Source organism: Aliiglaciecola aliphaticivorans (assembly GCF_054782055.1).
This window is the reverse complement of the sequence record NZ_BAAGTF010000003.1, coordinates 280,361-301,548: the sequence shown is the minus strand read 5'-3', so window position 1 is coordinate 301,548 and position 21,188 is coordinate 280,361. Positions and strand designations below refer to the sequence as shown.

The 21,188-nt window shown below is 40.7% G+C and carries 27 protein-coding genes; 19 read left to right on the top strand and 8 right to left on the bottom strand.

Going from position 1 to position 21,188, the window contains the following annotated elements:
* Positions 1 to 85: 85 nt before the first annotated feature.
* Complete coding sequence (locus ACYVIL_RS02380; RefSeq protein ID WP_460311426.1) at positions 86 to 985, bottom strand: TIGR03899 family protein; 900 nt, start codon at positions 983 to 985, stop codon at positions 86 to 88.
* Between the two features lie 212 nt (positions 986 to 1,197).
* On the opposite strand from ACYVIL_RS02380, the gene ACYVIL_RS02375 reads away from it, so the two are divergent.
* Entirely contained in the window at positions 1,198 to 3,420 is a 2,223-nt protein-coding gene (locus ACYVIL_RS02375; RefSeq protein ID WP_303471071.1) for a bifunctional diguanylate cyclase/phosphodiesterase, read from the top strand.
* 44 nt (positions 3,421 to 3,464) lie between these two features.
* On the opposite strand, the gene ACYVIL_RS02370 is transcribed toward ACYVIL_RS02375, so the two are convergent.
* Positions 3,465 to 4,052 (bottom strand): uracil-DNA glycosylase family protein, encoded by a 588-nt coding sequence (locus tag ACYVIL_RS02370; protein ID WP_460311425.1) that lies wholly within the window; start codon positions 4,050 to 4,052, stop codon positions 3,465 to 3,467.
* A gap of 90 nt (positions 4,053 to 4,142) precedes the next feature.
* On the opposite strand from ACYVIL_RS02370, the gene ACYVIL_RS02365 reads away from it, so the two are divergent.
* Positions 4,143 to 4,454, top strand: coding sequence for a pyridine nucleotide transhydrogenase (locus ACYVIL_RS02365; protein ID WP_303471066.1), 312 nt, complete (start codon positions 4,143 to 4,145; stop codon positions 4,452 to 4,454).
* Positions 4,455 to 5,090: 636 nt separating this feature from the next.
* Here the strand turns inward: ACYVIL_RS02365 and ACYVIL_RS02360 are convergent.
* Entirely contained in the window at positions 5,091 to 6,206 is a 1,116-nt protein-coding gene (locus ACYVIL_RS02360) for an acyl-CoA desaturase (protein WP_303471064.1), read from the bottom strand.
* A 146-nt stretch (positions 6,207 to 6,352) separates the two neighbouring features.
* On the opposite strand from ACYVIL_RS02360, the gene fabR reads away from it, so the two are divergent.
* The gene (fabR, locus tag ACYVIL_RS02355) at positions 6,353 to 6,970 is read left to right on the top strand and encodes an HTH-type transcriptional repressor FabR (RefSeq protein WP_303471062.1); all 618 of its coding nucleotides are present in this window, start codon (positions 6,353 to 6,355) and stop codon (positions 6,968 to 6,970) included.
* 1 nt (position 6,971) lies between these two features.
* Here fabR and trmA read toward each other — a convergent pair whose 3' ends face one another.
* Positions 6,972 to 8,078 (bottom strand): tRNA (uridine(54)-C5)-methyltransferase TrmA, encoded by a 1,107-nt coding sequence (gene trmA, locus ACYVIL_RS02350; RefSeq protein ID WP_303471060.1) that lies wholly within the window; start codon positions 8,076 to 8,078, stop codon positions 6,972 to 6,974.
* A gap of 215 nt (positions 8,079 to 8,293) precedes the next feature.
* Here trmA and ACYVIL_RS02345 point away from each other — a divergent pair, with 215 nt between their 5' ends.
* Positions 8,294 to 9,697: a DUF5610 domain-containing protein gene (locus ACYVIL_RS02345; protein WP_460311424.1), complete on the top strand. Its 1,404-nt coding sequence runs from the start codon at positions 8,294 to 8,296 to the stop codon at positions 9,695 to 9,697.
* An 89-nt stretch (positions 9,698 to 9,786) separates the two neighbouring features.
* Here the strand turns inward: ACYVIL_RS02345 and ACYVIL_RS02340 are convergent, their stop codons facing one another.
* The 4 genes from ACYVIL_RS02340 to ACYVIL_RS02325 form a co-directional block, all read right to left on the bottom strand.
* The gene (locus ACYVIL_RS02340) at positions 9,787 to 11,937 is read right to left on the bottom strand and encodes an ATPase, T2SS/T4P/T4SS family (protein ID WP_460311455.1); all 2,151 of its coding nucleotides are present in this window, start codon (positions 11,935 to 11,937) and stop codon (positions 9,787 to 9,789) included.
* A 134-nt stretch (positions 11,938 to 12,071) separates the two neighbouring features.
* Positions 12,072 to 12,284 carry a hypothetical protein gene (locus ACYVIL_RS02335; RefSeq protein WP_460311423.1) on the bottom strand — a complete coding sequence of 71 codons (213 nt, stop codon included), beginning with the start codon at positions 12,282 to 12,284 and terminating at the stop codon, positions 12,072 to 12,074.
* Positions 12,285 to 12,565: 281 nt separating this feature from the next.
* Positions 12,566 to 12,751 (bottom strand): hypothetical protein, encoded by a 186-nt coding sequence (locus tag ACYVIL_RS02330; RefSeq protein WP_460311422.1) that lies wholly within the window; start codon positions 12,749 to 12,751, stop codon positions 12,566 to 12,568.
* Positions 12,735 to 12,899: a class IIb bacteriocin, lactobin A/cerein 7B family gene (locus tag ACYVIL_RS02325; RefSeq protein WP_460311421.1), complete on the bottom strand. Its 165-nt coding sequence runs from the start codon at positions 12,897 to 12,899 to the stop codon at positions 12,735 to 12,737. The genes ACYVIL_RS02330 and ACYVIL_RS02325 overlap by 17 nt, the downstream gene beginning before the upstream one ends.
* Positions 12,900 to 13,355: 456 nt before the next feature.
* Here ACYVIL_RS02325 and rpsJ point away from each other — a divergent pair, with 456 nt between their 5' ends.
* From rpsJ to ACYVIL_RS02250, 15 genes are all read left to right on the top strand, one after another.
* Complete coding sequence (gene rpsJ, locus ACYVIL_RS02320) at positions 13,356 to 13,667, top strand: 30S ribosomal protein S10 (RefSeq protein ID WP_006002183.1); 312 nt, start codon at positions 13,356 to 13,358, stop codon at positions 13,665 to 13,667.
* A gap of 18 nt (positions 13,668 to 13,685) precedes the next feature.
* Entirely contained in the window at positions 13,686 to 14,324 is a 639-nt protein-coding gene (rplC, locus tag ACYVIL_RS02315; RefSeq protein WP_303471042.1) for a 50S ribosomal protein L3, read from the top strand.
* A gap of 17 nt (positions 14,325 to 14,341) precedes the next feature.
* Positions 14,342 to 14,947 carry a 50S ribosomal protein L4 gene (gene rplD, locus ACYVIL_RS02310; RefSeq protein ID WP_216048887.1) on the top strand — a complete coding sequence of 202 codons (606 nt, stop codon included), beginning with the start codon at positions 14,342 to 14,344 and terminating at the stop codon, positions 14,945 to 14,947.
* A complete protein-coding gene (rplW, locus tag ACYVIL_RS02305) occupies positions 14,944 to 15,246 on the top strand; it encodes a 50S ribosomal protein L23 (protein WP_216048886.1) in 303 nt (100 codons plus the stop codon). The genes rplD and rplW overlap by 4 nt, the downstream gene beginning before the upstream one ends.
* A gap of 14 nt (positions 15,247 to 15,260) precedes the next feature.
* Entirely contained in the window at positions 15,261 to 16,085 is an 825-nt protein-coding gene (rplB, locus tag ACYVIL_RS02300; RefSeq protein ID WP_303471038.1) for a 50S ribosomal protein L2, read from the top strand.
* A 15-nt stretch (positions 16,086 to 16,100) separates the two neighbouring features.
* Positions 16,101 to 16,376 carry a 30S ribosomal protein S19 gene (rpsS, locus tag ACYVIL_RS02295; protein ID WP_014107406.1) on the top strand — a complete coding sequence of 92 codons (276 nt, stop codon included), beginning with the start codon at positions 16,101 to 16,103 and terminating at the stop codon, positions 16,374 to 16,376.
* Between the two features lie 11 nt (positions 16,377 to 16,387).
* A complete protein-coding gene (gene rplV, locus ACYVIL_RS02290; RefSeq protein ID WP_008845781.1) occupies positions 16,388 to 16,717 on the top strand; it encodes a 50S ribosomal protein L22 in 330 nt (109 codons plus the stop codon).
* 10 nt (positions 16,718 to 16,727) lie between these two features.
* Positions 16,728 to 17,429, top strand: coding sequence for a 30S ribosomal protein S3 (gene rpsC, locus ACYVIL_RS02285; RefSeq protein WP_216048884.1), 702 nt, complete (start codon positions 16,728 to 16,730; stop codon positions 17,427 to 17,429).
* 5 nt (positions 17,430 to 17,434) lie between these two features.
* Entirely contained in the window at positions 17,435 to 17,848 is a 414-nt protein-coding gene (rplP, locus tag ACYVIL_RS02280) for a 50S ribosomal protein L16 (RefSeq protein WP_216048883.1), read from the top strand.
* Positions 17,848 to 18,036 carry a 50S ribosomal protein L29 gene (gene rpmC / locus ACYVIL_RS02275; RefSeq protein WP_216048882.1) on the top strand — a complete coding sequence of 63 codons (189 nt, stop codon included), beginning with the start codon at positions 17,848 to 17,850 and terminating at the stop codon, positions 18,034 to 18,036. The genes rplP and rpmC overlap by 1 nt, the downstream gene beginning before the upstream one ends.
* A complete protein-coding gene (gene rpsQ, locus ACYVIL_RS02270) occupies positions 18,036 to 18,296 on the top strand; it encodes a 30S ribosomal protein S17 (RefSeq protein WP_216048881.1) in 261 nt (86 codons plus the stop codon). The genes rpmC and rpsQ overlap by 1 nt, the downstream gene beginning before the upstream one ends.
* A 244-nt stretch (positions 18,297 to 18,540) precedes the next feature.
* Positions 18,541 to 19,302, top strand: a complete 762-nt coding sequence (locus ACYVIL_RS02265; protein WP_460311420.1) for a substrate-binding periplasmic protein — start codon at positions 18,541 to 18,543, stop codon at positions 19,300 to 19,302.
* Between the two features lie 243 nt (positions 19,303 to 19,545).
* Positions 19,546 to 20,352 (top strand): substrate-binding periplasmic protein, encoded by an 807-nt coding sequence (locus ACYVIL_RS02260; RefSeq protein ID WP_303471029.1) that lies wholly within the window; start codon positions 19,546 to 19,548, stop codon positions 20,350 to 20,352.
* Between the two features lie 221 nt (positions 20,353 to 20,573).
* The gene (locus tag ACYVIL_RS02255) at positions 20,574 to 20,882 is read left to right on the top strand and encodes a prepilin-type N-terminal cleavage/methylation domain-containing protein (protein ID WP_460311419.1); all 309 of its coding nucleotides are present in this window, start codon (positions 20,574 to 20,576) and stop codon (positions 20,880 to 20,882) included.
* A complete protein-coding gene (locus ACYVIL_RS02250; RefSeq protein WP_460311418.1) occupies positions 20,876 to 21,118 on the top strand; it encodes a hypothetical protein in 243 nt (80 codons plus the stop codon). Before ACYVIL_RS02255 ends, ACYVIL_RS02250 begins: the two co-directional genes overlap by 7 nt.
* The last annotated feature ends 70 nt before the right edge of the window (positions 21,119 to 21,188 follow it).

Sequence of the window (21,188 nt, the reverse complement as noted above, 5' to 3'; positions counted from 1 at the left end):
TAGCTCCTGATATTTTTAGTTAAGGGGGCAACATTACTTAAAATAATGAGATTGGGGTGTAACTGAAAAACTAAAGTGATGAGGTTCAATTTAACTCGAATTCACTTGCAAGTAATATTAACAAGTTATCTAAATAGTGTTGATTTACGGTGCTATTTATTAAGCGTGCTAATTCAGAGCCTATTGAGGTAAATTTATAATACTGCAAACTCAACCCTCTTTTCTTCGGGGCGAGATGAAAAGTTTCGCCACCACAGCGGTATTGCAAGCGACTTTGAGTTTCAAGTTCACTGGTCTCAATCTCACTATTATAAATTAGACCGAGATCCATTAGCGATAACAGATCTGGATAAGCTAAGCCGTGTTCCGCTAAATTAATTTGCTCATTTTTGGTTAATCTGAAAACAGATAAAATACTGGGTTTTCGATGGTAACCATAGATAATTTTTAACCCATGCTCACCTTTTCTTCTCGTCGCCATACCTACTGCTAGCTTGAGTATTTTCGCGTCTCTATGGGTTAAGTTTTTTAAGGTTTGTAAGGTTTTAAGGGAAAATGAACCTGGTACACTTATCTCTACTGTGAATATTTTCGCCCATAATTCTTGCATCGCGGGAGAGTTAATATTTTCTGCCATTTCGCTAAAACTGAAGAACCAATCCGGATCTAGTTCGTCTTGAACGGCCTGTTCTTGGCTGAAATCCGTTGCCAATGCGAAGATCCGTTCCAAGTTTTTTAACTTTCGTTGGGCTTTAACAAACTGATGTCGATTCACTTTTTTATGTAAATCTTGTTCTATTGCGCTTTTATGCCCAATGGCAATACCGGCTCGACTAAACCATTGCAGCATTTTGAGTTTCGCCTGCTTGGTATGCTCTGCATTAGCCTTATGAGTCGCTGCTACCTCAGCTTGCTGCTTTGTTTTTGCCGCAGCGTCTTTTTTCTGCATTAAATGGGGAGGCGGCACATTAGAATCTATTTTCATAAGGGGTAAATTGACCTGAATAACGAAAAAATGATTATAACCGAAAATTATTTAAATTGACGAATTTGCACTTTTTGACGAAAATCAAATAAAAAAGGCGAGTCTGCTGTTTTTTGCTACAATTATAATTCCTCTTTGTTACATATTGAGATATGTTTAGGTAGTAAACAACAGAATTCACCAATTATGGTGTTTGTATGGTGGAAGGATGAATGTCTCCAACGGATTATGAAAATGATGAATTGATTTTCTTGGATGAAGACGAATCACAAGAACAGGAGACGCATTTAGGTCACTGGAATGTGTTAGTAGTTGATGACGATGAGGAAATTCATTCAGTAACGAGATTAGCGCTGTCAGATTTACAGCTCAATGATAAAAAGCTATTCTTCCATCACGCCTATTCAGGTGAGCAAGCACTTACTATTATAGAAAAATTAGGCAGTAAACTCGCTATAATACTCCTAGATGTTGTAATGGAAACTGATGACGCTGGGTTAGTGGTCGCGCGAAAAATGCGTGAAGAACTAAAGATAATGGAGCCTAGAATAATCTTGCGGACTGGGCAACCAGGTTATGCGCCAGAAGAAAGTGTTATTAAAGAATACGACATTAACGATTACAAAACGAAAACCGAACTTACGCGCAGTAAACTAGTTACAACCATCATTGCTTCTTTGCGTTCTTATCAGCAAATCCTCACCATAAATCAAAGCCGTATGGGCTTAGAAAAGATTATTCATTCTTCAGCGAATTTATTAGAAGAGCACTCGGTTAAGGGTTTTTGCGAAGGTATAGTCACTCAAATTAGCTCACTTATTGGTCTTGATGCCAGTGGTGTTGTCTGTGCCAGAGCAGGGGCAATTCTTGATAAAGAAGATAACAGTGTTTACGTTTTAGGGGCGGCAGGTGAATATGCTAAATATATAAATGAGAGTTTAGATAACCTGCATAATAAAAAGATTGTCGAGTCGGTTAGTCAATGTCTTTCCAAAAAAGAACATGTTTACGAAGAAAATTATTCTGTTTTGTATCTAAATAGTTCTGGTTACGACGCTGCTGTTTTTCTTAACGCCAAAGAAACCTTAAATTCACTAGACCGGAAGCTATTGGAAGTTTTTTTACACAGTATTTCTATCGGTTATGAAAATGTAAACTTGTTCCATCAATTACGCACCGCGGCGTTTAAAGACTGGTTAACTAAACTGCCCAATCGCAATGAATTCATTAATATGCTTGATGAGACTGCGGTGATGACAAGTACCGGCTACAATGTTGTGGCGTTACTGGATATTAAACACTTTTCAGACGTGAATGATGGTTTAGGACAAGATGCGGGGAATAATCTTCTCAAAGCAGTATCTAGACGTGTTCAAGATAGTTTGGGGGCTAAAGTCAGGATGGGTCGTATTGGGGCCGACGTTTTCGGGCTAATTGGTTCTGAAGAAGTGGTTAATCCTGAAAGAGTTAATTCACTGTTCGCATTTCCCTTCAAAGCCGGTGACCATACTCTACCCATTAACATTACAATGGGATTTTGTAAGCTAATAGATGACGATTGCACGGGCATTAATTTATTAAAACAAACCAATATTGCTTTAAATCGCGCCAAAAAAGATTTAAATACCAATTACGGTTACTACGAACCGGAAATGGAAGAAAAGACGACTTGGCGGTTAGGTTTAATTCGGCAACTTCGAACCGATTTCTCTGCACGAAAGCTAGAGGTGTGGTATCAACCACAAGTTGATTTGGTGACTGAACAGGTTGTTGGCATGGAAGCATTATTACGCTGGCCAACTGAGAATGAAGGCTTTATTTCTCCAGCCGTCTTTGTTCCATTAGCGGAGTATTCAGGACTGATTATTGAAATTGGTGCTTGGGTATTGGAAGAGTCTTGTCGGCACCTCAAAGTGTTAACAGACAAAGGCTACGATGACTTGCGTATGGCGGTAAATATTTCTATGCCGCAATTTAGAGATCCAGATTTTGTTCAAGGGGTAAAAACCTCTGTCAGTAAGCATGCATTAGTGCCAGCTCAGTTAGAGTTGGAAATAACCGAAAGCGTGGTAATGGATGAACCTCAGATTGTTGTCGAGTCGCTGAAAGAGCTGAAAGAGTTCGGGGTGAAAATAGCCATCGATGACTTTGGAACGGGATTTTCTTCAATGAGCTACTTACAGCAGTTACCCTTAGACAGATTGAAGATTGATAGATCATTTATTAATGAAATTAAACCAAACCAATCGGCTTTTATTGCCGAAACCATTGTAACATTAGGTAACCGTTTGGGATTACATACCATAGCTGAAGGAATTGAAAAGCGCGAACAGGCCAGTTACATGTTAAAATTGGGTTGTGATGAAGCACAAGGGTATTTGTACGCTAAGCCAATGGCATTTGATGAACTCGTTAAGTTTTTAGACAGTTATTAGTCACGATTTCAATTACATCATCTCAATATAAATCGGCGAGCTCATTATGAATGACAGGCGGTTTGTATTCGACTCTTAATCTGCGGCAATACAGATTGTTCAAACCATTCATTTTTCTTCAACCAAATGTTATTTCGTGGAGAAGGGTGAGGAAGCACAATGTACTTGGGAAGGTATTGCTGCCAATTCTTTACTCTGTTGGTGACATTTGATTTGTCTTTTAAATAATAGTTTTGAGCATATTGCCCGATGAGAAGGGTGAGCTTGGGGCTGAATGCAGACAGCAGACGTTGGTGCCAAATTTCTGCACATTGCTTAATCGGAGGTAAATCTCCGGAAGCTGCTTTTCCAGGGTAACAAAATCCCATAGGTAATATTGCTACTGTATTTTCATCGTAGAAAGTAGTTTTTGGCATACCAATCCATGCTCTTAATCTATCTCCTGAGGCATCATTCCATGGTAGATTCGTATTATGTGCAGCAAGCCCCGGCGCTTGGCCAATGATACAAATTTTACTCTTTGAACTTCCTTGTATAATTGGCCTGGGTTCTAACGGGAGTATTTTTTCACATTCTCGGCAATTTCTAGCTAAATCAAAGTCATTTTTTTTCAATAAATTACACCTTGTCATATTACTGTCATAAAACTATGCTTCGATCTTAGGGTTGAGTGTGTTATATTCTTTACATCGGAATACCGATGATTAAATAGGAGTAACACAATGCGTAAATTATTTTCTTTTCTTGCCGTCTTATCTTTAGGAACGGTTGCGCATGCTCAAGCCGATCAGTTAAAAACGTTTGATTGTGTAGACAAGCAATCGTTTGAAGTGAATAGTCAATGCATGGCAAACAAGATTAGCCAAAACATGACTTATCGAAACGTTCAAATGGATATTGCTGAAAAAGCAAATATTCAAAGTGATGGCGTTATGGCCACCATTAAGTATTATCCAAAAGACGCGTTAATCGAAGTTGTCGCTCACCGTGATGCTTTAACGGACCAATCGTTAACAGCAGCCGTACAACGCTAAGTTTATTAATCTTATAAAAAAACCTGACGTCAGTCAGGTTTTTTTTTGCGCGGTAATTGTGCGACTAAACCCTCGATTTCCGCAAGAACCGCGAGGCTTGTAGCATGGTCTTTAGACCATGAAATGTTTCGAACACGCTGCGGGGCTAAAGCGCCCGCCTACAGGCTATGTTGTAGCATGGTCTTTAGGCCATGGAATGTTTCGCATACGCCGCGGGGCTAAAGCACTCGCCTACAGGCTATGTTGTAGCATGGTCTTCAGACCATGGAATGTTTCCAACACGCCACGGGGCTAAAGCAACCGCCTACAGGCTATGTTGTAGCATGGTCTTTAGGCCATGGAATGTTTCCAACACGCTGCGGGGCTAAAGCGCCCGCCTACAGGCTATGTTGTAGCATGGTTTTAGGCCATGGAATGTTTCCAACACGCCGCGGGGCTAAAGCACTCGCCTACAGGCTATGTTGTAGCATGGTCTTTAGGTCATGGAATGTTTCCAACACGCCACGGGGCTAAAGCGCCCGCCTACAGGCTATGTTGTAGCATGGTCTTTAGGCCATGGAATGTTTCGCATACGCCGCGGGGCTAAAGCACCCGCCTACAAGAACTCTCTAAACAACCCTGCCAGCCGATTAATACCTATGCCATTTGATACAATTCGTAGAACTTTTGCTTTTGTAAAACCATACTCAGCTTTAATTCTTCGTATTTGTTGGCAATTTCAAAATTGTCGTAACTCTTTTTCAAACGGGCTTGTTTAATTTCCAACAGCTTTTTCTTGGCCGCGTAATAATCACTCATTTTGGCAACTAATACGTCGTATTCATGTTGTAATTTCACCAGAATTTCGTCGGCGTCAGGCAAACTCGAAATTCTCTTTTGGGTACGTTTCATCATCATTTCGAAACGCGCTTTTTCAATCCTTTCTTCTGGACAGCGTCGCAGGTTCTTAGCCAATTTCAAAGCGGATAACCCGCGAATCAACCATTTGGTTGGATCAAAATGCCACCAACGGATACCATTGCGGTAGTCATATTCGAAAATATGGTGGTAATTGTGATAGCCCTCACCAAAGGTGAAAAAGGCTAATATTCCGTTGTCTCGAGCAGTATTTTTGTCGGTATAGGGCTGTTTCCCCCATATATGAGCAAGGGAATTGATGAAAAAAGTGACATGGTGCACAACAACTAATCTGAACACACCTGCCAATAGCAACATACCTAATACATCACCATTGAGAAACCCTAATACCATGGGGATACCAAAATTGGTCGCCAGAACGATTGGCAAATAATATTTGTGCTGCCACATAACAATGGCATCTTTTTGCAAGTCGCGACAGTTTTTATAGTCGTCATATCGATGGGATTCATAGTCTCTAAGCATCCAACCTATATGGGAGAAAAGAAATCCACGCTTAGCTGAATAAGGATCCTTGCCATTTTGATCGACAAACTTGTGGTGTACCCTATGATCAGAACTCCAATGTAAAATACTATTTTGCAGTGCCATTGCACCACCAACGGCTAAAATAAAGCGAACGACTGCGTTCGTCTCGTAGGCTTTATGAGACCATAATCTGTGGTAGCCAGCAGTTATCGACATACCAGAAAAATAAATTAAGAAAATACAGGCCATCACTTCATATGCGTCGAATCCATTGAAATATGCTTCCAAGGGAACACCAACCACAGCAATGACACCGGTAATAAGAAAGACCAAAATATTGGTCAACAATAGACGAGGTTTGTTCATTTAAAAATGCTTTTGAGCTTACAACTGTACGCTAATTTATCCTGAGCGGCCTACTTTATCAAGTAAATAAATTGAAAAGGTTGTTAACCTAGGGTGTAATTCGTTCTAATAATTTTGTCACTACTGGAAATATCTAAGGGTACTAAGTGATTCAAACTCGACAACAACAAAAACTAAAAACACGTCGTGCAATTATAGATGCCGCTTTTGGACTTTTAGATGAACAGCACAGTTTTTCTAGCATGAGCTTAAGAGAGGTAGCTAGAGCTGCGGGTATCGCGCCAACCTCATTTTATCGTCACTTTAAAGATATCGATGAGTTAGGTCTGACTTTAGTGGATGAAGCAGGGTTAACATTGCGTCAGTTGATGCGTCAAGCGCGGGTAAGAATTGCCTCTGGCGGTGGTGTCATAAGCACATCCATTGATACATTTATGGAATTCATTTCCGCCAATAGCAATATTTTTAGATTATTGTTACGGGAACACACGGGTACCTCAAACGCGTTCAGAGCCGCAGTATTCAGAGAAATTCAACATTTCACCGAGGAATTAACTGATTATACGGTGGCTACAACAGGTTTAAGTAAAAAGCTCGCAAATCTACAAGCTGAAGCTATGGTTAAGCTGGTATTTAGCACAGGAGCAGAAGCCTTAGATTTAGATCCCATTCAACGAGAGCAGTTGGCGATGCGATTGAAAATTCAGTTAAGGTTCATTACAAACGGTTCTTTGGAATTCGCTAAGAGTAACGAGTCCATATAACTTAATTTGTGTTTTTCCGCACTAAATAAACACCTGCTTCAACATGATGGGTATAAGGAAATTGGTCAAACATAGCAAAACGCTTTACTTCGTGGGTTTCAGTTAATCTGTTTAAGTTATCGAGTAAAGTTTCTGGGTTACATGATATATAAACAATATTGTCATAGTTACTGACCATAGAAACGGTTTCATCATCTAATCCAGCACGAGGCGGATCCACTAATACGGTGCGGCAGTTGTACTGGGTTAAATCTATCCCTTCGAGTCGATTGAATGTTCTGACTCCAGCCTGAGCTTGTACAAACTCTTCGCTAGACATCCGCAATATGGTGACATTGTGAGCTTGATTTGCGGCAATATTATCTTGGGCTGCGGCCACTGATGTTTTTGAAATCTCAGTGGCTAAAACACGGTTAAAGTTTTGTGCCATGGGAATACTGAAGTTGCCTAAGCCACAATATAATTCTAACAAGTCCCCTTCGCTGTTTGCGGTCACATCAAGGGCCCATTCCACCATCTTCTGATTCACTAGTGCATTAGGTTGAGTAAAACTATTTTCAATTTGTTTGAATTTGTAAATCCTTTCACCGACGGGTAAATGTTCGATTACAAAGTCTTTATCCACTAACATTTTTTGTTTGCGAGCTCGACCAACAATATCGATAGGATAATGTTTTCTTAACTGCTTCAAAATGTCGTTAATTTGTTCAAGCCATTTTTCATCTAAGGCTTTGTGGTAAAGCAGTGAAACAACAATTTCTCCACTTAAGGTGCTCAAGTAATCAATTTGGAACAGTTTTCGTCGAGCTATGTCATTAACTTTTAGCAACGCGACTAAGTCTGCCATCACCTTATTAATAAGTTTACTGGCTGGAGGAAATTGGTCGACTCGGTATTTTTCTTTGCTTTGTTGATCAAACATAATGTGAAACAGCTCGTCTCCATCATGCCAAACGCGAAACTCCGCACGCATTCTATAGTGCAATTTTTCAGACTCGAAAATTTCCAATTCGGGCATGTTGAATTGCGCAAATTGATGGTTTAAAACGGTTATTTTCTGGTCGAGTTGAGCTTGGTAATATTGGGGGGCTATTTCTGTAGGTCGCATCAAGAACTCGATAAGTTTGGCATTATAAGAAGATTCGCGAATTTTAAAGATTTCTTACGCGCTTGCAAACGCAATTTGCTGTTTGTTTTTTACTCTATATGTAACTCACTAATTTTACTCACTATTTCACAAAATACTTGATTTATTTAATTTAATTTCTCAATAAAGTGAATTTATAGTCGATACTATTATACGAGGATAGTGAGGTATTCCACATGAATTTTGGCGAAATTAAAGCGTTTATGGGAGATAAAACCCAAGTTAACCCCAATGACGCTATAAAAAATCAATTGCGAGAAGCGGGTTTGAAACAAGCCGAAGCAGGCCTGAGTATGTCTGCTGAATCTACTGTTAGCAAGCTCAGCTCGCAAACCACAGTTGGGTTGAGAATTTACAGTAATTCGTTGAATCAAACCATAGAGTTAGATAGTAAACGTGCAAATCTGAAGAATCCCGAAGAAACAAATGAAAGCTTATTCGACTTTGAAGAAGTGGCTAAAAATGTACTTCATTTCGTGAGTGGAGTGATCTCCGGCGCTGCCCGCAATGGCGCGGATGAAGAAACATTAAACACGTTATTTGAGCAAGCTCGTTCCGGTGTTTCAAAAGGGATTAAGCTGGCGGAAAATGATTTGTCTGGCTTTATGAATGAAGAGATTTCGGACGGGATCGACCGTAGCGCTAATTTAATTGAACAGGGTATTCAGCGTTTACAGGATAAACTTTTTGGTCACGCTGATGAAACTGAAGATACTGACTTGCAGTCACCTATTTCCAATGAAACAGATAGTATTGCAGCAGCGAGTCAACAAAGTGGTGAACTTAGGATCCGCACCCAGGATGGTGACGAAGTACTTATTCGTTTCGAAGATTTAAAACAATTCGAATTGAATCGACAGGTATTATTGCAGCAAGAGAAGCAAACTAATCAAGAACCGAGCATTGAACACAACGATGTTCTTCCCCGAGCGGCGACCGACAATATTGAAACACTAAATAGTGAAGATACAAAGGCTGATGAAGAAAGGTCGTCTCAGGTCAACCCTCAAACTGAGACTCCAGATGAAACTAACGAACCGACAGTGAATCAACAGTCCGTCTTTATTAGCCAGAAAAATTACAGTTTTTCTGTATCCGGTGAGTTAGATGAAGCTGAGTTAGAATCTATTGGACAGCTTGTTTCAGATGCCAATGATTTAGCGACAACGTTTTTTGAAGGCGATATCGAGCAGGCCTTCGAGCAAGCCCTGGAAATTGGTTTTGATGAACAAGAGCTGACTGGTTTTGCGTTGCAACTGACTCGACAAGAGCAAGTCGAGGTTGTCAAAGCCTATGAATCAGTTTCTCATTATAGCGACGAAAATAGTCGCCAGGAACCCTCATCGAAGCCAGTAGAGAGAGTGAGCGATTACTTACAAAAAATGCTGGATGTTTTCGAGCAATCCCAACAAAAATTAGCGGATGGTGATCAGTACGACTCGTTAATTAATAGTATTATTAATGAAGTTCAAGAGTTAGATACCAATGATTTAGTTACTGCAATCAACGATTTTCATGCGTTTAACAAGCAGTTATTAGCTAACCTACCAAACGCTAATCAAAGTTCTGATGCAGAATAACTGAATCTATGGGCTTTACTTTATCGATGTTGACTATTCAATATTAAATCATACAGGCACTCAATTAACATAATGAGTGCCTGACTAGATTAATCAGTGCCGCTGATAATCTGGATTTGTGCTATATCAGTATCACCTTTTAGTACTTTTAAAATCCCATCTTGAGTAAGGGTCCGCATTCCGTCTTTCATGGCCTGGGCTTTCATCTCTGTTACCGAAGCTTCCTTATACACCAGAGAGCGAAGGTCAGGTGTCATCGCCAACAATTCATGGACCCCAGTTCTTCCTTTATATCCGGTGTCTCCACAGTCATCGCACCCCTTACCTCGATGCAACATTAATGGCTCTTGTAGATCCAGTTCTTCAAGGTATTGCTCGCCGTATTGACGACGAATAAAGGACATATCTGTTTCAGTTGCTTGGTATGTTTCTTTACAATTCGAACATAACGTACGAATCAAACGTTGCGCCATAATACCAACACAAGCATCTGAAAAGTTAACGGGATCTAATCCTAAATCTAATAAGCGAGTAATGGTTTCTGGCGCTGAGTTGGTATGTAAAGTAGAAAGTACCAAGTGGCCCGTTAGAGATGCTTCAATACCTGCGTGGGCCGTTTCTTTATCCCGCATCTCACCAATCAGAATAATGTCAGGGTCGGCACGTAAGAAAGCCCTTAAGGCATTAGCGAAGGTAAATCCTATCTTTGGGCTCACCTGCACTTGTTGTAAACCCGGCTGGGTTATTTCCACTGGGTCTTCGGCGGTCCAAATTTTCTTGTCAGGTGTGTTCAAATAACCCAATATTGCATGCAAAGTGGTGGTTTTCCCCGAGCCAGTTGGGCCTACAACCAGCAATATTCCATGGGGCTTTTTAATCATTACCCTTAACATACTCATATTTTTAGGAGAGATGTTCATTTTTTCAATGGGCAAAGCGCCGCCAGAGGCCAATATCCGCATGACCACGCCTTCACCGGCTACCGTAGGTATAGTGGCGACTCGAACTTCTACCAATTGACCAGACATTTTAAATGCCAACTTACCATCTTGAGGGACTCGTTTCTCGGCGATGTTTAAGTTCGACATGATTTTTATTCGGGCAATAACCGCACTATGATGAGAAGCGGGGACTTGGGTGATATCTCGGCACACGCCATCTATACGCATTCGAACCCGTGTTGGGCCGTTCTTTTCCGGGTCAACATGAATATCTGACGCATTTAACCGTTTTGCGTCATGTAAAACTCGACTAACCAAACGTACCACTGCAGGAGCATCATCCGACATCTCCTCACTGGTATCATCTAATTCTTCATTACTGGTACCAATTTCGTCCAGTATTTCATCCATCTCTCCTGGCGCACCGCCCCCACCACCGGCTCCTAAATATTGTAAAACCTGGTTGGGCAAGCCTACGGAGATTTCGTAGCTGTCTATCCCTAAGGCACTTTCAATTTCCATTAAAAGTGCAGCATTGTTAGGTTCTGCCATTAAAACTATCGGGTTTTCAGAGGCGTCGGCTAATACCACCACATAGTTTCGTTTTAAATAAGACAGGTTTAGCTTATTGCCACTTTGTAAAACATGATATTTCTCAGGCAGATAACTAATGTAGGGAACTTGATAGTGAACCGAAAGGGCATTTCCCAATTCATCTTCTGGAATGCGGGCTTCGGAGATCATGCGTTGAATTAATTGACGAATATCTTTACTGGTTTCAGTGAACTGCTTGAGATCTTTTTCAGACATCAACTTTCGGTGGACTAGATAATCAAACGGATTACTGGTACCACCTAACTCATAACGAAATTTATTGCCTAAAATTTCTGATAATGATTTCGCTAAGCGCAAATCAGCATCACCGAAAACACCTACTTTTTTATTTATTATTTGCATAACACCCATGAGTACGCCAGCGTTTAGAATAGGCACACAAATGATATTTTCAGTCTTGAAGGAACTATTTTTATCGAATTTGTCAGCAAACTTCAGCCGAGGGTGAATATCAGCTAGTTCCTGAACATTATAAGGATCACTAATTAACAGTGGTTTTTGACTCAGGGCAACATAGCCAGCGATCGACTGCGGACTGATGGGAACTTTGATTTGCAACGTCTCTTTACCCGTTTTAAAACGGGCAACCAAATCTTGATGTTGCCGCCGGCGTTGAAAAATACTCATACGCTGAGCTTCAAACAAGTTGAGAATTATCGGTTCCAATTGCTGATATGCATCCATCAATGATGGATGAGCTTCCAACAATCTATCTATTTTCTGAAGAGTCTCTTCAATAACCAGTTCTGTTGCCATCTACTACGGTCAGTGTCATTACTTATTCCCTAACTATAACTGAGTGTAATCATTAACAAAACCTAAGATTTAGATTGCTTTTCTTCGGACTCGTTTGGTTTTACACTTTGGTTGAATAAAAAGCTCATAATGATTAATAACATTGCACTATGCATCACTGGATTTCCAAGAATGTCGGTGCCATCAGCAAACCAACTCCCTAAAACCTGAATCAAGGCAAAAGCTATTGAAATATAAAACGTCCAGTTTATAAATGTGATTAATTTAGGGTCCATCGTTTAGTCTCCTTTGTGCCGTATTTAAGTTTTCTTTACTGCATCATGTTGGTTAAAAAGAAAACCGCAAATAATGTATAACAGAGCGGTTTGCAAACTGGGGTTGGTCGACATATTAATATCATTGACGATCCAATTATATGTAGCACTCCAGAGATTGGTTGCTATCATTAAAAATAAAATACTATTAGTGAATATGACAAATTTGCGGTTCATTGTTTTTCCTCACCTTTTAAATTAAAGAGAAAAAAGGGGATTACACCCCTTTAGCTTGAGTTAACCTAGTGAAGAAACTCGTATATCGAAATACCTAATTGATAACCAGCTTTACCACTAAATACATAACCAACACCGTAGCCTACTGAGTAACCGATATCTTGAACTTCAAAGCCACCTGATACTTTAGATATATCGTGTTCTTTAATCTCTAACATAATCTTAGCCTCTAGGTTAATGAGTTGCGTCATAAATGCCGTAGCCGAACCCCGTGCCGAACTTACTAAAAGTGGCCGTTAACCCCATATAACCACCTAACGCAGCCATCCCTTGTAAAATTACAAGGGGAGCGACGCCACCATTTACTTCTTCTAATTGCATTTCATTCAATTCTCGCATTTGCGAATTCCTTTTGATTAAAAAAATACTGTCCTTTACTAATGCACAGCTAAAGAACGTTTTTATTGCTTTGGGCCTTGTAACCATCTTTGCGCCTAAGCAATATCAAAAGGTTAGTGAAATGGTAACTAAAATACACCTGTTCCTTGGTACAGTTTTTTATTGTTTTAAGAGGGGGTTTCTGTTGTGTTTATAATTTAACCTTATAAACTTGCATTTAATTAGTAATAGGCGTTGCATTAATTCCGTACACATGTATAATTCGCGCCCACTTGCCCTGATGGGTAGTGATTTCGGTTCTAACAATAATTAATAGCGAAAGAGATTAATTTGCGGGAATGCCGAAATATTATGAACAAGACCCCAATTGTGGGTCATCGGTTTACATGCATCCTCCCACCTAATGAAAGGTTGGTGTGGATGGTTTTTTTTGTTCTTTCGATTGGAGCTTAATCGATGCCAAATCAAAGAATTCGTATTCGTTTGAAAGCGTTTGATCACAAGTTGATCGATCAGTCTACGGCTGAAATCGTTGAAACTGCGAAACGTACAGGTGCTCAGGTTAGCGGTCCTATTCCACTACCTACTCGCAAGGAACGCTATACAATATTGGTTTCACCTCACGTGAACAAAGACGCACGTGATCAGTATGAAATCCGTACACATAAGCGTTTGGTAGATATCATTGAACCAACTGATAAAACAGTTGATGCATTGATGAGATTGGACTTGGCTGCCGGTGTTGATGTTCAAATCAGCCTGGGCTAACAAGAGAGGGTTTTAACAATGGCGATTGGTCTTATCGGTCGTAAAGTAGGAATGACTCGCATCTTCACTGAAGATGGTATTTCAATTCCTGTGACTGTTATAGAAGCGACCCCAAACCGTGTGACTCAGTTACGTACTGATGAAACAGATGGGTATCGCGCGCTACAAGTAACCGCTGGTGATAAAAAAGCAAACCGCGTAAATAAAGCTGCAGCAGGTCATTTTGCTAAAGCTGGCGTGGAAGCAGGCCGTGGTTTATGGGAGTTTCGTTTAGATAACAACGAAGGTGAAGGTATCGAAGTAGGCAGTGAAATTACTGTTGAAATTTTTACTGAAGCTACCAAAGTTGATGTTGCTGGAACTTCTAAAGGTAAAGGTTTTGCCGGTGCTATCAAACGTTGGAACTTTAGTCACCAACGTATGACACATGGTAACTCTTTGTCTCACCGTGCTCCTGGTTCGATTGGTCAAAACCAATCCCCAGGTAAAGTTTTCAAAGGGAAGAAAATGGCTGGCCAATTAGGCAATAAAGCTGTGACTACTCAATCTTTGGAACTAGTCCGTGTTGACGCAGAGAACAACCTTCTTCTAATCAAAGGTGCAGTACCTGGTGCTCCAGGCAGTGACGTTATCGTCAAGCCTGCAGTTAAAGCGTAACGTCTGGGAGTTAAGTGATGGAATTAGTATTGAAAGACGCGAATAGCGCTCTTGAAGTCTCCGAAGCAACCTTTGGACGTGATTTTAACGAAGCGCTAGTACACCAAGTAGTAGTGGCTTACGGTGCAGGTGCCCGTCAGGGTTCTAAAGCACAAAAAACACGCTCTGAAGTTAGAGGCGGTGGCAAGAAGCCTTGGCGTCAAAAAGGTACAGGTCGTGCCCGTGCTGGTACAATCCGCAGCCCAATTTGGGTTGGTGGTGGCCGTGCGTTTGCAGCCAAACCTCAAGATCACAGTCAAAAAGTGAACAAAAAGATGTACCGTGGAGCTATCCGTAGCATCCTTTCTGAATTGGTACGTCAAGATCGTTTGATTGTGGTAGAAAAATTTGGTGTTGATGCACCTAAAACAAAAGCATTGATTGCTAAGCTTGACGAACTTGAGCTTAACGACGTGTTAATCGTAACGTCAGAAGTAGAAGAGAACTTGTTCTTAGCTGCTCGTAACTTATATAAAGTTGACGTACGTGATGTTCAAGGCATTGACCCAGTAAGCTTAATTGCATTCGAAAAAGTGTTAATCACTGCCGATGCAGTTAAACAGCTAGAGGAGTCGTTAGCATGATCTCTGAAGAGCGTTTACTTAAGGTGCTTTTAGCACCGCATGTTTCTGAAAAATCAACCATGGCTGCTGAAGGCAACAACGCTGTTGTTTTCAAAGTCGTAAAAGACGCAAACAAAGCTGAAATCAAAGCGGCAGTTGAAAAACTGTTTGAAGTTGAAGTTAGCAGTGTTCGTACCTTAAACGTGAAGGGTAAAACCAAGCGTCACGGTCAGTCTTTTGGTAAGCGTAACGACTGGAAAAAAGCATATGTTGTGCTTAAAGAAGGTCAAGACATCGACTTCGTCGGTGGCGAAGCTTAAGAAGGGGATTTGATATGCCATTATTAAAAGCTAAGCCGACTTCTGCAGGTCGTCGTCACGTAGTTCAGGTTACAAATCCTGACCTACATAAAGGCGCACCTTACGCACCACTACTTGAGAAAAACAGCAAGTCTGGTGGTCGTAACAACAATGGTCGCATTACTGTGCGTCACATTGGTGGTGGTCACAAACAGCATTATCGTATAATTGACTTCAAACGTAACAAAGACGGCATTCCAGCCAAAATTGAACGTTTGGAATACGATCCTAACCGTTCAGCTAATATTGCACTTGTGCTTTATGCTGATGGTGAGCGTCGTTATATTCTTGCTCCGAAAGGTGCTCAAGCTGGACAAGCTTTGCAGTCTGGTTCTGATGCGCCAATCAAAGCGGGTAACGCCATGCCAATGCGTAACATCCCAGTAGGTACAACTGTACACGCTATTGAGATGAAGCCTGGTAAAGGTGCTCAAATTGCTCGTTCTGCAGGTCAATATGCACAAATATTAGCGCGTGCCGAAGGTTATGTAACACTTCGTCTACGTTCTGGTGAAGTACGCCGTGTTTTAGCTGATTGCCGCGCCACCATTGGTGAAGTGGGTAACGCTGAACATATGCTACGTTCACTAGGTAAAGCTGGTGCAACACGTTGGCGCGGTGTGCGTCCAACAGTTCGTGGTGTAGCCATGAACCCAGTAGATCACCCACATGGTGGTGGTGAAGGTCGTACCTCTGGTGGCCGTCATCCAGTTTCACCTTGGGGTGTACCAACTAAGGGTAAGAAAACCCGTAGTAACAAGCGTACCGATAAACTTATCGTACGTCGTCGTAACAAGTAACAGCGAGGATTCACCATGCCACGTTCTCTCAAGAAAGGTCCATTTATTGACCTGCACTTGCTGAAGAAGGTAGAGGCTGCAGTGGAAAAGGGCGAAAAGAAACCAATTAAGACTTGGTCTCGTCGCTCCATGATCATCCCAGATATGATTGGGTTGACCATTGCGGTCCATAACGGTCGCCAGCACGTACCTGTTTTCGTCTCTGACGAAATGGTTGGCCATAAGTTGGGCGAATTTGCTCCAACGCGTACTTACCGCGGCCATGTCGCGGATAAGAAAGCGAAGAGATAAGAGGAAAAATTATGGAAGCTTTAGCTAAACATCGTTTTGCCCGTTCTTCGGCTCAGAAAGCACGCTTGGTTGCAGATCAAATTCGCGGTTTACACGTTGAAAAGGCGCTTGAAGTTCTGACTTATAGTCCGAAGAAAAGTGCTGCTCTAGTCAAAAAAGTACTAGAGTCTGCGATTGCGAACGCTGAACACAATGAAGGCGCAGACATCGATGAGTTGACTGTCGCAAAAATCTTCGTTGATGAAGGCCCAACTATGAAGCGTATCAAGCCACGAGCCAAAGGCCGAGCTGATCGTATCTTTAAACGCAGCAGTCATATTACTGTTGTAGTAGCGGACTAGGAGATTAGAAATGGGACAGAAGGTACATCCTACAGGTATACGCCTGGGTATCAGCAAACCATGGACGTCTACTTGGTACGCTAACACAGCGGAATATGCAGACAACCTGTTTAATGATCACCAGGTACGTAAATACCTGACTAAAGAATTGAAAAACGCGTCTCTATCGAAAATCGTTATCGAACGCCCAGCAAAAAGCATTCGTGTGACTATTCACACAGCTCGCCCTGGTGTTGTAATCGGTAAGAAAGGTGAAGATGTAGAGAAACTTCGCAAGTTTGTTTCTAAGCTAGCCGGTGTGCCAGCTCAGATCAATATTGCTGAAGTGCGTAAACCTGAACTAGATGGCCAGCTTGTTGCTGACAGTATTTCTAGCCAATTAGAACGTCGTGTAATGTTCCGTCGTGCTATGAAGCGTGCTGTACAGAATGCAATGCGTCTTGGCGCTAAAGGTATCAAGGTTGAAGTAAGCGGTCGTTTGGGCGGAGCAGAGATTGCACGTTCAGAATGGTATCGTGAAGGTCGTGTACCACTACACACTTTCCGTGCTGACATCGATTATGCAACTTCAGAAGCTTTGACTACTTACGGCATCATTGGCGTAAAAGTTTGGATCTTCAAAGGTGAAGTACTAGGCGGATTGCCTCTTACGCAAGAGCAACCTGCTCAAGCACCTAAGAAGAAAGGCCGTTCTGCTAAGCGTGAGGGCTAATAATTATGTTACAACCTAAACGTATGAAATTCCGCAAAATGCATAAAGGTCGCAACCGCGGCATGGCAGTTGCGGGCGGCAAAGTTAGCTTTGGTACTTACGGATTGAAATCAATTGGCCGTGGTCGTATGACTGCACGTCAAATTGAAGCAGCCCGTCGTGCTATGACTCGTCACGTTAAACGTCAAGGTAAAATTTGGATTCGAGTTTTCCCTGACAAGCCAATTACTGAGAAGCCTCTAGAAGTGCGTCAAGGTAAAGGTAAAGGTAACGTTGAGTACTGGGTATGCCAAATTCAACCAGGCCGTGTGTTATATGAGATGGAAGGTGTTCCAGAATCATTGGCTCGCGAAGCGTTTGAATTGGCAGCGGCTAAATTGCCATTTAAGACAACCTTTGTAACTCGGACGGTGATGTAATGAAAGCTGAACTGAAAGCCAAAAACGTAGAAGAATTGAACGCAGAGTTGTTAAACCTTCTTCGCGAACAATTTAACCTACGTATGCAGCACAGCACTGGACAGTTGGAAAAGACTGACCAGCTACGTAAAGTGCGTCGTAACATTGCGCGTGTTAAAACCATTCTGACTGAAAAGGCTGATAGCTAATGACTGAACAACAAATTCGTACAGTTCGCGGTCGTGTGGTAAGCAACAAAATGGATAAAACCATTACAGTTGTTGTTGAACGTTTCGTAAAACATCCTATTTATGGGAAGTTCCAAAAGCGTTCTACTAAACTTCACGCCCATGACGAAACTAACCAATGTAACGAAGGTGACGTAGTAACTATTACTGAATGTCGTCCTTTGTCAAAGTCTAAAAACTGGACCTTGGTTGACGTAGTAACTAAAGCAACTGCTATTTAAGTTGTAGAAAGTTATAGATTAAAAGCCGCTCTTTCGAGCGGCTTTTTTGTGCCTGCGTAAAGTCAATTCGCGTTTGTTAGACAATGACTAAATCCTGCTAGCAGGGTACTACTAAACAGTCTTAATTCATTCCAATCTACAAATTGCACAACAATATTGAAACCTGAGGTGAAATCTAAAATAGATTTAAACTCAGGTTTAAATATGGCTATACTCATTATGTGTTTATCTGAAAAATGCTTCTATGAAAATAGCTGTTTGTGTATGGGTTACTCTATCTTTGGTCTTTTTGCCTTCATATGTTATCGCCGACACTCTGGTTTCCCATTGTCGGGACTATCCACCTGATTTGTATTTTAATGGTAAAAAATGTATCGGTATTCTTCCTGAACTTGTAGAAGATGTTCTTAGTGAATTAGGACATGATATCGACTGGGTATACGCGCCTTGGATAAGATCGACAAAAGAAGCTAAGCGCGGAAATGTTGATCTGTTAGTTCGTCACTCGATGACTAAAAAGCGTCAAACGTTTTTGAAACCCATCAAGTATGCTGTTGAAAAAAGAACCTTATATTTCTATAAATCTAAACGAATTACGGAAGATGTTACCTCTTATGAGCAACTTGAAAAGTTATCCATCGGCGCTATTCGTGGTGTCTTTTACTCGCCAAATTTTGCAAAAATAGACAGCAATACCCTAACACTAGTGGGTAAAACCGAACAGCTAGTGGGAATGTTAGATATGGCTAGAATAGATATTGTGGTTACATCATCCTCACACAATAGTGAATTATTTGAAGAACGATTCGACAAAGTGACCTTTGAAGATAGTTTTTATAATCATCACTACATCAGCATACCATTAAAATCAAAAGCGATTATTTTTTACGATGATATAGCGCGAGTGATGCTGCGATACCGAAAGACTGGAAAAATTAATCAATATTATGAGAAATATGGGGTGCCAACGCCATACCAAGATTTGTCTGAAATCGACGGGAACTAACCTTTTGGAATTAAGTTATCTATTAATTTATAAAGGATAAAATAGATATTCAAACTCATCAGTCAGATAAATAAACTAGGATGTTTTAGGAAGTTCAATTCCGCGTCTTAAGCCTTCCTGATAGTCAAAATCCTAAACTGTCCCTACCAAAATCGTTTATAATTGATTAGTTCGAATTGGCTTACGGCCTTAATAAAAGACTTGGTATTAAAGTTTTAAATTTCGCAGTTAGGAGTTTTGGTAGTGTTAGACTATCTCATAAAAGTCATATTTGTTGGTTGCTTAGTATTTTCCAGTAGTAGCTACGCGAATCAAGAGGTAAAACGAGTAGAGCAGCCAATTAAACTTGTTTTTGCGATAAATGATCCTGGGGCTCCACCTTATTTGTATTTTGATGAAAAGCGTCATCGTTACCAAGGGATCGTTCCTGATTTTTTTGCAAGTTTTCCAGAAGATGAAAAGTTCAAGGTAGTATTTTTAGATTCTAATCGATCTCGAAATGAGCATTTGGTTTTAGCGGGAAAAGCAGATATTTTTCTTTCAAGTCCAGCTTGGTTAAACGAACCTGAAGAGGTTTTGTTCAGTAATGAATTGCTACTTCATAAAAGTTTTTTATATTCTCTAACGCAATTTAACCAACCTTTTTCATTGTCTACAATTTCCCAAAAACTGATTTGCGCGAGAAGAGGTTATGTTTATCCTTCTTTAACCCAATCTTTTACAGACGGAAAGTTAATACGGGTTGATTCAAGCGCACAAATAACCATCGTCAATATGTTATTAAAAGGGCGTTGCGATTATGCAGTGATGAATGAATACAATGCTAATTCTGTTATAAATCAAACGCAGTTTTGTGGTCAGACTTTTTATAAATCCCCTAGTTCTGTTCATGATACGTCATTGGTTTTTGTGATTAATAAAGACTTAGAGCACATCCTTCCAGCTTTGAACCGCCAGTGGAGAACCTTTCGGGAGTCTGGTCAGTTGAGCAATTCGATTCGTTTAAATGGTGGAATTTATGATTCAGCTTCAGCCAATAGGTGCAAGTAGATATACAAATTTAAATATTGGGCTGCATGGATTAATGTAAACTGTTTCGATTCTAAAATGTGAAGTCACACTCGCTTTTGGGTGTGCTGATAAGTGTTTTCGTTATAACTTCATCTAACCTAAAAACATCCTAATTACTTGTTTTACATATCTATTTATCTTATCTTAGAAAGGGCGTAAGAAACGTCTTATAGTAAAAAATTCACAGAAGGGATTGTACATTGTTGAATCAGCGTGGTTTCACCTTAATTGAGCTAATCATTGTCATCGTGATATTGGGAATATTAGCAGTTACTGCATTGCCGCGTTACGTGAATTTGTCCGATGATGCCAATCTAGCTGCAATGAAAGGGGAAACTGCAGCGTTTAAATCAGCAGTTGATTTGGTTCGCAGTACGTATTTGATTAGAAAAACAAGTCCCATTGTTGTCCACGGTTCTACAGTTGAAATTGATAGTGCTTCTGAATGGCCAACAGGCAGTGGATCGGGTACTAGTGTCTCTGTATTAATTTGTGGGAAAGTTTGTTAGAAGACGCAGAACCCATGAATGCAATCAGTAATAGTAGTCCGCAAGTTGCCGGTTGGAGTGCAATAGGTAGTTCTAATATTTGCATTTATGGTAAGAAATTTAATGATGCTACTTTCGCTTCTGGGGATCTGCCTCATTTTGCATATTTCATTAATGATGTGGCAAGTTTTACCACGTTAGGCCAGACCTATTCTGGCAGTGCTGGTGAAATTCAAAAAGTAAACATGGGTGAATAAATACAACAGACTGTAGCGCTAGATGCCCAACTAGTTATGATTTAGCTTGTAGTTAGTCACTGTATATTCT

Bases quoted from the DNA above. Each gene is read 5' to 3' on its own strand.
- ACYVIL_RS02380 (WP_460311426.1), bottom strand. From the start codon at position 985: ATGAAAATAGATTCTAATGTGCCGCCTCCCCATTTAATGCAGAAAAAA.
- ACYVIL_RS02375 (WP_303471071.1), top strand. From the start codon at position 1,198: ATGTCTCCAACGGATTATGAAAATGATGAATTGATTTTCTTGGATGAA.
- ACYVIL_RS02370 (WP_460311425.1), bottom strand. From the start codon at position 4,052: ATGACAAGGTGTAATTTATTGAAAAAAAATGACTTTGATTTAGCTAGA.
- ACYVIL_RS02365 (WP_303471066.1), top strand. From the start codon at position 4,143: ATGCGTAAATTATTTTCTTTTCTTGCCGTCTTATCTTTAGGAACGGTT.
- ACYVIL_RS02360 (WP_303471064.1), bottom strand. From the start codon at position 6,206: ATGAACAAACCTCGTCTATTGTTGACCAATATTTTGGTCTTTCTTATT.
- trmA (WP_303471060.1), bottom strand. From the start codon at position 8,078: ATGCGACCTACAGAAATAGCCCCCCAATATTACCAAGCTCAACTCGAC.
- ACYVIL_RS02345 (WP_460311424.1), top strand. From the start codon at position 8,294: ATGAATTTTGGCGAAATTAAAGCGTTTATGGGAGATAAAACCCAAGTT.
- ACYVIL_RS02340 (WP_460311455.1), bottom strand. From the start codon at position 11,937: ATGGATGCATATCAGCAATTGGAACCGATAATTCTCAACTTGTTTGAA.
- ACYVIL_RS02335 (WP_460311423.1), bottom strand. From the start codon at position 12,284: ATGGACCCTAAATTAATCACATTTATAAACTGGACGTTTTATATTTCA.
- ACYVIL_RS02330 (WP_460311422.1), bottom strand. From the start codon at position 12,751: ATGACGCAACTCATTAACCTAGAGGCTAAGATTATGTTAGAGATTAAA.
- ACYVIL_RS02325 (WP_460311421.1), bottom strand. From the start codon at position 12,899: ATGCGAGAATTGAATGAAATGCAATTAGAAGAAGTAAATGGTGGCGTC.
- rpsJ (WP_006002183.1), top strand. From the start codon at position 13,356: ATGCCAAATCAAAGAATTCGTATTCGTTTGAAAGCGTTTGATCACAAG.
- rplC (WP_303471042.1), top strand. From the start codon at position 13,686: ATGGCGATTGGTCTTATCGGTCGTAAAGTAGGAATGACTCGCATCTTC.
- rplD (WP_216048887.1), top strand. From the start codon at position 14,342: ATGGAATTAGTATTGAAAGACGCGAATAGCGCTCTTGAAGTCTCCGAA.
- rplW (WP_216048886.1), top strand. From the start codon at position 14,944: ATGATCTCTGAAGAGCGTTTACTTAAGGTGCTTTTAGCACCGCATGTT.
- rplB (WP_303471038.1), top strand. From the start codon at position 15,261: ATGCCATTATTAAAAGCTAAGCCGACTTCTGCAGGTCGTCGTCACGTA.
- rpsS (WP_014107406.1), top strand. From the start codon at position 16,101: ATGCCACGTTCTCTCAAGAAAGGTCCATTTATTGACCTGCACTTGCTG.
- rplV (WP_008845781.1), top strand. From the start codon at position 16,388: ATGGAAGCTTTAGCTAAACATCGTTTTGCCCGTTCTTCGGCTCAGAAA.
- rpsC (WP_216048884.1), top strand. From the start codon at position 16,728: ATGGGACAGAAGGTACATCCTACAGGTATACGCCTGGGTATCAGCAAA.
- rplP (WP_216048883.1), top strand. From the start codon at position 17,435: ATGTTACAACCTAAACGTATGAAATTCCGCAAAATGCATAAAGGTCGC.
- rpmC (WP_216048882.1), top strand. From the start codon at position 17,848: ATGAAAGCTGAACTGAAAGCCAAAAACGTAGAAGAATTGAACGCAGAG.
- rpsQ (WP_216048881.1), top strand. From the start codon at position 18,036: ATGACTGAACAACAAATTCGTACAGTTCGCGGTCGTGTGGTAAGCAAC.
- ACYVIL_RS02265 (WP_460311420.1), top strand. From the start codon at position 18,541: ATGAAAATAGCTGTTTGTGTATGGGTTACTCTATCTTTGGTCTTTTTG.